The sequence below is a fragment of the Pseudomonas sp. NY15364 genome, assembly GCF_048068235.1.
GTDB lineage: Bacteria > Pseudomonadota > Gammaproteobacteria > Pseudomonadales > Pseudomonadaceae > Aquipseudomonas > Aquipseudomonas mendocina_D.
On record NZ_JBLUPX010000042.1, the window covers coordinates 19,624 to 27,347 of the forward strand.

7 protein-coding genes and 1 pseudogene are annotated in these 7,724 nt (G+C 62.6%); 6 read left to right on the forward strand and 2 right to left on the reverse strand.

Annotated elements, in window-relative coordinates; all coding sequences use genetic code 11:
- Positions 1-7: 7 nt before the first annotated feature.
- Together ACNFCJ_RS22205 and ACNFCJ_RS22210 are read right to left on the reverse strand one after the other, a co-directional pair.
- Positions 8-1,276 (reverse strand): sensor histidine kinase, encoded by a 1,269-nt coding sequence (locus ACNFCJ_RS22205; RefSeq protein ID WP_416773665.1) that lies wholly within the window; start codon positions 1,274-1,276, stop codon positions 8-10.
- A complete protein-coding gene (locus tag ACNFCJ_RS22210; RefSeq protein ID WP_099523789.1) occupies positions 1,266-1,949 on the reverse strand; it encodes a response regulator transcription factor in 684 nt (227 codons plus the stop codon). The genes ACNFCJ_RS22205 and ACNFCJ_RS22210 overlap by 11 nt, the downstream gene beginning before the upstream one ends.
- A gap of 103 nt (positions 1,950-2,052) precedes the next feature.
- Between ACNFCJ_RS22210 and ACNFCJ_RS22215 the strand changes: the two genes are divergently transcribed.
- From ACNFCJ_RS22215 to ACNFCJ_RS22240, 6 genes and pseudogenes are all read left to right on the forward strand, one after another.
- Positions 2,053-4,011 carry an LTA synthase family protein gene (locus tag ACNFCJ_RS22215; RefSeq protein ID WP_416773666.1) on the forward strand — a complete coding sequence of 653 codons (1,959 nt, stop codon included), beginning with the start codon at positions 2,053-2,055 and terminating at the stop codon, positions 4,009-4,011.
- Positions 4,012-4,020: 9 nt separating this feature from the next.
- Entirely contained in the window at positions 4,021-4,746 is a 726-nt protein-coding gene (locus tag ACNFCJ_RS22220) for a phosphatase PAP2 family protein (protein ID WP_416773667.1), read from the forward strand.
- On the forward strand, positions 4,743-5,423 hold the full coding sequence (locus tag ACNFCJ_RS22225; protein ID WP_416773668.1) for a dual specificity protein phosphatase family protein: 681 nt from the start codon (positions 4,743-4,745) through the stop codon (positions 5,421-5,423). Before ACNFCJ_RS22220 ends, ACNFCJ_RS22225 begins: the two co-directional genes overlap by 4 nt.
- A gap of 4 nt (positions 5,424-5,427) precedes the next feature.
- On the forward strand, positions 5,428-5,778 hold the full coding sequence (locus ACNFCJ_RS22230; protein ID WP_416773669.1) for a hypothetical protein: 351 nt from the start codon (positions 5,428-5,430) through the stop codon (positions 5,776-5,778).
- 135 nt (positions 5,779-5,913) lie between these two features.
- Positions 5,914-6,681: pseudogene (locus tag ACNFCJ_RS22235) on the forward strand (MCP four helix bundle domain-containing protein); the annotation flags it as partial.
- On the forward strand, positions 6,676-7,539 hold the full coding sequence (locus ACNFCJ_RS22240; RefSeq protein ID WP_372858122.1) for a methyl-accepting chemotaxis protein: 864 nt from the start codon (positions 6,676-6,678) through the stop codon (positions 7,537-7,539). The pseudogene ACNFCJ_RS22235 and the gene ACNFCJ_RS22240, both read left to right, overlap by 6 nt.
- The last annotated feature ends 185 nt before the right edge of the window (positions 7,540-7,724 follow it).

Here is a 7,724-nt window from a genome sequence, read left to right on the forward strand (position 1 = left end):
AATTTCGTCAAGCGCCGTTATTCAGTGTCACCCGGAAACGTGTATGACCCGGTTCGCTCTGCAGGCTGACCTGCCAGCCCTGTTTGGCGCAGATGCGTTTGACCAGTGACAGCCCCAGGCCAAGCCCCTCGCCGCGGGCCTGCGCGCCGCGCACGAAGGGCTGGAAGATGCGCTCGTGCTGCTCGGCGGGAATGCCGGCACCGCTATCCTCGATACGGAAGGCGCCCTGTTCGAGGATCAGTCGCACACTGCCACTTTCGGTGTAGTGCAGAGCATTGCGCAGCAGATTGGCCATTACCGTGCCGAGAAAGGTGGCGTTGTAACGGCCGTCGTCTTGGCCTTCCTCGGCCAATTGGAAGTCCAGACCCTTTTCCTTCATCAGGGCGCCCCAGCGACTCGCCTGTTCATGGGCGATGGTGGCGAGGGTACGGTCGCCGACGAATACCGCTTCATTACTCTTGTCGCGTGCCAGTTGCAGAAAGGTCTGTACCAGCTCGCGCATTTCCTCGCTGGCGCGGGCGATGCGCGCCACCTGTTCCTTCTCGCGCGGTCCCAGAGGCGCTTCGGCGAGTAATTCGCAGGAGGTGGCGATGACCATCAGTGGTGTGCGCAGTTCGTGGCTGACGTCACTGGTGAACAGCCGCTCGCGTTCCAGGGACTGACGCACCTGGCCCAGCGTGCTGTCGAAGGCGGCGGCCAACTGGCCGATTTCATCGTCGGGATAATCCGGTGCCAAGGGCGGCGCCAGTGGGTGCAGCTGATCGCGATGGCGCACCTGCTGGGCCAGGCGGCTGATCGGCGCCATGACCTTGCGCGCCATCATCAAACCCAGGCCCCAGGCGGCGACCACCGTCAGCAGGAAGCCTGCCAGCACCACATTGAACAGCGCATTCTCGCGGGCTTCGAATTCCTGCTGTTCCTGCACCAGCATGTAGGTCTCGCCGTTGATCTTCTGCACGTAGACGTAGAACGCCTCGTTGCCGCTGACCACTTCGTTGAATCCCTCCTGCAAGCCGGTGTACTGCTCAGGAATCAGGTACTGGTCGTGGTAGGAGGAGAAGAACTGCGTACTGCTGTCCAGGCGTGGTGGGCGGCCCTGACGAATGTCCTCGTTGAGCGTTTCGCCCAGCTCGCGGCTCATTTCCTGGGAAACCAGGTGCTCTTCAATGAAGTGCACCACACCGACGATGCTCAGCGAGAACAGACCGCTGACCATCACCGTCATCAATACGAAGGCGATCAGAATCCGCCGTTCGAAGGGCTGCTTAGACAGCATCGGCGCTCTCCGCCAGGCGATAACCGACCCCGTGGATGGTATGCAGCAAGGGCGTGGGGAAGGGCTTGTCGAGCACCTGGCGCAGTTGGTGGATGTGGCTGCGCAGGCTGTCGCTGTCCGGGCAGTCGTCGCCCCACAGTGATTCTTCCAGCGCCTCGCGGCGCACTACCGCCGGGCTGCGCTGCATGAGGATGGCCAGTAGTTTGAGGCCCAGCGGGTTGAGCTTGAGCGGCTGACCAGCGCGGCTGACATGCAGGGTGTCGAGGTCGTAGCTGAGGTCGGCGACCTGCAGCTGGCGTTTGCGACTGCCACGGCTGCGGCGCAGGATCGCCTCGATGCGCGCCACCAGTTCGGACAGCGCGAAGGGCTTGATCAGGTAGTCATCGGCGCCGGCATTGAGCCCCTGCAGACGATCATCCAGGGCATCGCGCGCGGTCAGCATGAGGATGGGAACCTCGCTGCGCCCGTCCTCGCGCAGGCGCTTGCACACCTGATAACCGTCGATGCCGGGCAGCATGATGTCCAGCACGATCAGGTCGTAATGACCGCTGCTGGCTAGGTGCAGACCGCTGAGGCCGTCCTGCGCGCAGTCGACGGAAAAGCCCTTGAGCTGCAGGTAGTCGAGCACGTTGGCGAGGATGTCTCGGTTGTCTTCGATGACCAGAATGCGCATCGCGAGTAATTCCTGGGTTTGACGATTTTTTCACACGGCTTTGACGAGCGGCTCACGGCTCGCCTCGCAGACTGCGGCACGTTCATCCTGCAAGGATCATACGATGCCTCGGCTTCAATACGCGCAACTTCGTTATCTGTCGATCATTCTGCTGGCCTGGTTGGCCGTTTTCTTCCTCACCCGTAGCGCGTTGCTGCTCAGCCACCTGAGCGATGCCGACGTGACCTTGCCGGCGCTGTTCGGGTTGTATGGGGTGGGGCTGGTTTACGACCTCAGCTTTCTGGTCTACGCCGCCGTACCGCTGACGTTGTACCTGCTGCTGTGCCCTGCCTGGTTATGGCAGCGGCGCTGGCATCAGCGTTTGCTGGTCGCACTGGTGGCCATCAGCCTGTTCGCGATGTTCTTCACCGCGGTGGCCGAATGGCTGTTCTGGGACGAGTTCGGCGTGCGCTTCAACTTCATCGCTGTGGACTACCTCGTCTATTCCAAGGAGGTGGTGGACAACATCCTAGAGTCCTACCCGATCTACCCCTTGCTGGCGCTGCTCGCGGCACTGGCCATCGGTCTGACCCTGGCGCTACGGCGGCCACTGCGCGCAGCCTTGCAGGCCCCGCGTCTGCCCCGGCTGCAGGCGGCCTACGCACTACTGATGCTGGCGCTGCTGGCAGGCTTGTGCAGCGGCCTGGTGGGGCAGGACGCGCCGCGCGGGCTGGGCGGCAACACCTACCAGCGCGAGCTCGCAAGCAACGGCCCGTACCAGTTCTTCGCCGCGTTTCGTAACAACGAGCTGGATTACCAGCAGTTCTACGCCACCCTGCCTGATGCCGCGGTGGCCGAGCAACTGCGCGCCGAGGTGGCCGAGCCCAACGCCCGCTTCATCGGTAGCGACCCGCAGGACATTCGTCGGGTGATCGATAACCCTGGGCAGCCGCGCAAGCTCAATGTGGTGCTGGTCACCATCGAAAGCCTCAGCGCCAAGTACCTGGGCAGTTTTGGTGATAAGCGTGGTCTGACCCCGAATCTCGACGAGCTGCGCAAGCACAGCCTGACCTTCACTAATTTCTACGCCACGGGTACGCGCACCGACCGCGGGCTGGAGGCGCTGACTCTGTCGGTACCGCCGACCCCGGGGCGCTCCATCGTCAAACGTATCGGCCGAGAATCCGGCTATGCCAGCCTCGGCCAGCAGCTTGGCGCACAAGGTTACGACAGCGTCTTCGTCTATGGCGGTCGTGGCTACTTCGACAACATGAACGCCTTCTTCGGCGGTAACGGCTACCGCATCGTCGACCAGAGCAGCGTCGACGAGGCCGAGATGAGCTTCCAGAACGCCTGGGGCATGGCCGACGAGGACCTTTACCATCAGGCGCTGAAGGTCGCCGATAGCGACCATGCGGCCGGCAAACCCTTCTTCCTGCAACTGATGACCACCTCCAACCATCGGCCGTACACCTATCCGGACGGGCGCGTAGACATTGCCTCTGGTGACGGGCGTGAAGGGGCGGTGAAATACACCGACTACGCCATCGGTCAGTTCCTCGCCGAAGCGCGTAGCAAGCCCTGGTTCGACAACACGCTGTTCGTCTTCGTCGCCGACCACGCTGCAGGAAGTGCCGGGCAGGAAGACCTGCCCGTGGCCAACTACCACATCCCGTTGTTCGTCTACTCGCCGAAACACATCGAGCCTGCCGAGTACGCCGACGTGGCCAGCCAGATCGATGTGGCGCCGACGCTGCTCGGGCTGCTCAACCTGGACTACGTCTCCACCTTCTTCGGCCGCAACCTGCTGCGCGCCGACCATGCACCCGGTCGAGCGCTGCTCGGCAATTACCAGCACCTGGGCCTGTTCGACGGGCAGAACCTGGCGATTCTCAGCCCACGCCAGGGCATGCGTCGCCACGACGATGCCTTGGGCCTGAGCCATGAATGGCGGGTGGATGGCAGCGATCCGTTGCTGCGTCGCGACATCGCCTACTACCAGGGCGCCAGTCACGCCTTCGGCAAGCGACTGATCGCCTGGCAGCCCGATGATCAACCGAGCCAGCAGCTCAGCCAGCGCTAAGGAACGACCATGCCGTCTCGTTATTTCGATTTTCGTCTGGCGCTGGGTATTCCACTGCTGCTGATGGCGTTGCTACTGCTGATCGACCCCAGCCCTGTGGATTTCGCCCTCGCTCATCTGTTCTACGAGCCCGGCCAGGGGTTCATCGGCCGTAGCAGCTTCTGGCTCGAGGACATCCTGCATGACCGCGCCAAGCAGGCGGTGATCGTGCTGGGTGTGCTAGCCATCGCCGGCTTTACGCTCAGTCTGCTGCCGACGCGCTTGCGTGCCTGGCGCCGTCAGCTCGGTTATCTGGTGCTGGCATTGGGGCTGTCGACCTCGTTGGTTACGCCACTGAAAACGCTGACCGGCATGCATTGCCCCTGGAGCCTGAGCGAGTTTGGTGGCCAGGAGCAGTTCACACCGCTGCTCGCTGAACGCGCGCCAACGGCCAACCCCGGGCGTTGCTGGCCAGGCGGGCATGCCTCGGCCGGGTTTTCGCTGCTGGCGCTGTTTTTCGTGCTGCGCGACCGCCGCCCACGCGCTGCGCGCATCGCACTGGTCGTCGCGCTGGGGCTCGGCTCACTGTTTTCCCTGGGACGCATGTTGCAGGGCGCGCACTTTCTTTCGCACAACCTGTGGACGCTGCTGATCGACTGGGTGATCTGCGTGCTGACCTATCGCTGGCTACTTTACCGCGCTCCGCTGGCGCAACGTCCGTTTCAAAAAAACGTCTGGGGAGAAACCTGCCGATGAAGAGAATCGTACAGGGCCTGCGCCTGGCGCTGGCCGCACTGGTATTCGCGGGTGCATTGCTGGCGCTGCCACTGAGCATGGCCTGGGGCGCGACGATCTCGCCGGCACCCGTGCAGGGCGTACGCCCGGGCAACTGGGCACAACCCTTGGATACCCGTATCAACCTCTATCGCATGGCGCCAGATCTGTACCGCAGCGCGCTGCCGACGGCGAAAGACTGGCCGCAACTGCAGGCGCTCGGTGTTACCACGGTGATCAATTTCTACCAGCACGGCGACGATCAATGGCTGGTCGACCCGCGCGTCCAGCAGGTTCATCTGCCGCTGCGCACGGACCGTATCGACGACACCGACGTCATCGAGGTGCTGCGCAGCATCCGCCAGGCACAGGGGCGTGGCGCGGTGCTGATTCACTGCAAGCATGGACAGAATCGCACCGGGTTGATCGCCGCGCTGTATCGCGTCATCTATCAGAACTGGAGCAAGGAACAGGCCCTGGCAGAAATGGCCGGCGGCGGCTTCGGTGGCGAGGAGCGTATGGGCGACGCCGAACGTTATCTGCGTGACGCCGATATTCCAGCGTTGCGTTCGGCCCTGGCCTCTGGCGCCTGCAGCACCAGCCCCTGGGCAATGTGTGCGCTCAAGGATCGCCTGCTAGGTGTAATCGAAGGAGCATGACGCCATGCGCCTCACACGCTTGCTGATCTGCGTGCTTGCACTACTGAACCTGTTCGGTTGCCAAAGCCTGCGCGAACAGATGCTGGCGGCCAATTATCCGCCGGCCTTCGTCGACGGTTTTGAGGCCGGCTGCAGCAGTGGGCGTTCGGCAGTCGGACCGCTGGGCCAGTTCGACAAGGACGTACCACGTTATATGGCCGAGACACTCTACACGCAGGGTTGGGATGACGGGTTTCGCCAGTGTGAGGCCGTGCAGCGCGCCGATGACTGGCAGGCGCGATGGGAGGAGCGGCGGCGCGATGATGAATGGCGCCAGCATGTCGACCAGGCGATGGCCAAGGCGCTGCGGCGCTAGATTTTTCGCTTGTACTTATAAAGTGCGCGGAAATAGAGCCGATAAGGAACACGGGATCGGCGCAATCTCACCCGATTTCTAGCCAGGTATGGCCAGGTATGACCCGAATTCTGCGCGCAATAGGAGTTTCACGACATGTCGCTGCGTAATCTTTCAATCGCTCCACGGGCTGCCTTGGGGTTCGGCCTGGTGGCGTTGCTGGTGTTGCTGCTCGGTTCATTTTCACTGTTCCAGATGACCGAGATGCGCAAGCAGGCCGAGGCCGTCGATCAGGACTGGCTGCCAAGCGTGATGGCGCTGGGCGAGGTCAGCCAGGACATACTGCGCCTTCGTGCCGTGACGCTACGGCTGATGCTCAACCGCGAGTCGGAGGAACTACAGCGCAATCTTCGCCTGGCAGATGATCTGCGTAATGCGCTCAGTACGGCCAATTCAACCTACGAAAAGCTGATTTCCAGCAGCGATGAGCGAGGCCTTTATGAAGGCTTTCGCCGCGCTGAAGCGGCCTACTTGCAGGAGCAGGGTAAGATCGTCGCCTTCGTTCGCCAGGGCAATTTCGACGATGCCATTGTCGTGTCTCGTGGCACGCTCAATCAGCATGCAGATGAAATGACCCGTGCGTTACGCGATCTTTCCGAGCTGAACCGCCAGGGCGCTACCGAGGCGGCTCGCGAAGCCGGGCAGGTGTTCGATTCGGCGCGTATCTGGGTGGTGGTGATGATGGCGCTGGCGGCGTTGGCCACCGTGGTTTTGGCGCTGTTGCTGACCCGCAGCATCGTCGCGCCGCTGACGGAAGCGGTGCGTCTGGCCGAGGTAGTGGCGTCGGGTGATCTGACACAGAACATCCACGTCGAAGGTCGTGACGAGCCTGCACAGTTGCTCAATGCGCTGAAAAGCATGCAGCAGAGCCTGCGTAGCACTATTCAAAGCATTTCTGACTCGTCCAACCAACTGGCTTCGGCCTCCGAGGAGCTGCATGCAGTGACCGAGGATTCCACTCGCGGCCTGCACCAGCAGAACACCGAGATCGAGCAGGCCGCTACTGCGGTGAACGAGATGACAGCAGCGGTCGAGGAGGTGGCGCGCAACGCCGTCAGCACGTCCGAGGCCTCGCGCGAATCGAACGTCACGGCGCAGCAGGGTCGTGAGCAGGTGCGCCAGACCGTCGATTCCATTGGGCAACTGGCAGCTGATGTCACCACCACTTCGGGCGAGGTCGAGCAATTGGCCGAGCGTGTGCACGAGATCAGCAAGGTGCTCGATGTGATTCGCTCTATCGCCGAGCAGACCAACCTGCTGGCGCTCAACGCTGCTATCGAGGCCGCGCGGGCCGGCGACGCCGGGCGCGGTTTCGCCGTGGTTGCCGACGAGGTGAGGGCGCTGGCGCATCGCACTCAGCAATCCACCCAGGAAATCGAACAGATGATCGGCGGCATCCAGAGCGGTACGGATCGCGCCGTCAGCGCCATGCAGAGCAGCAACGGCCGCGCCCGTTCCACGTTGGAGGTGGCCCAGGCTGCCGGTGTTGCGCTGGAGCAGATCACCCAGGCGATTTCTTCGATCAACGAGCGCAACCTGGTGATCGCCAGTGCGTCGGAGGAGCAGGCGCAGGTGGCCCGCGAGGTGGATCGCAACCTGGTCAACATTCGCGACCTGTCGATGCAGACCTCGGCGGGGGCCAATCAGACCAGTGCCGCGAGTCAGGAGCTGTCGCGCCTGGCGGTCGATTTGAACAATCTGGTGGCGCGCTTCAAGGTTTGAGGCGAGACAGAAACGAAAACGGCGCCCGAGCAGACTGTGTGAAAACGTTCTGAACTGAACCGGTTCAATACAAGCGCCTCGATTGATTCGGGGCGTTTGTGTTTTTACTGGTGCAATGATGCAAAGTGCAGCGCTCAGGTCAGCAGCTCGATCATGCGGCGTGCCCCGAGTACCGAAATAGCACG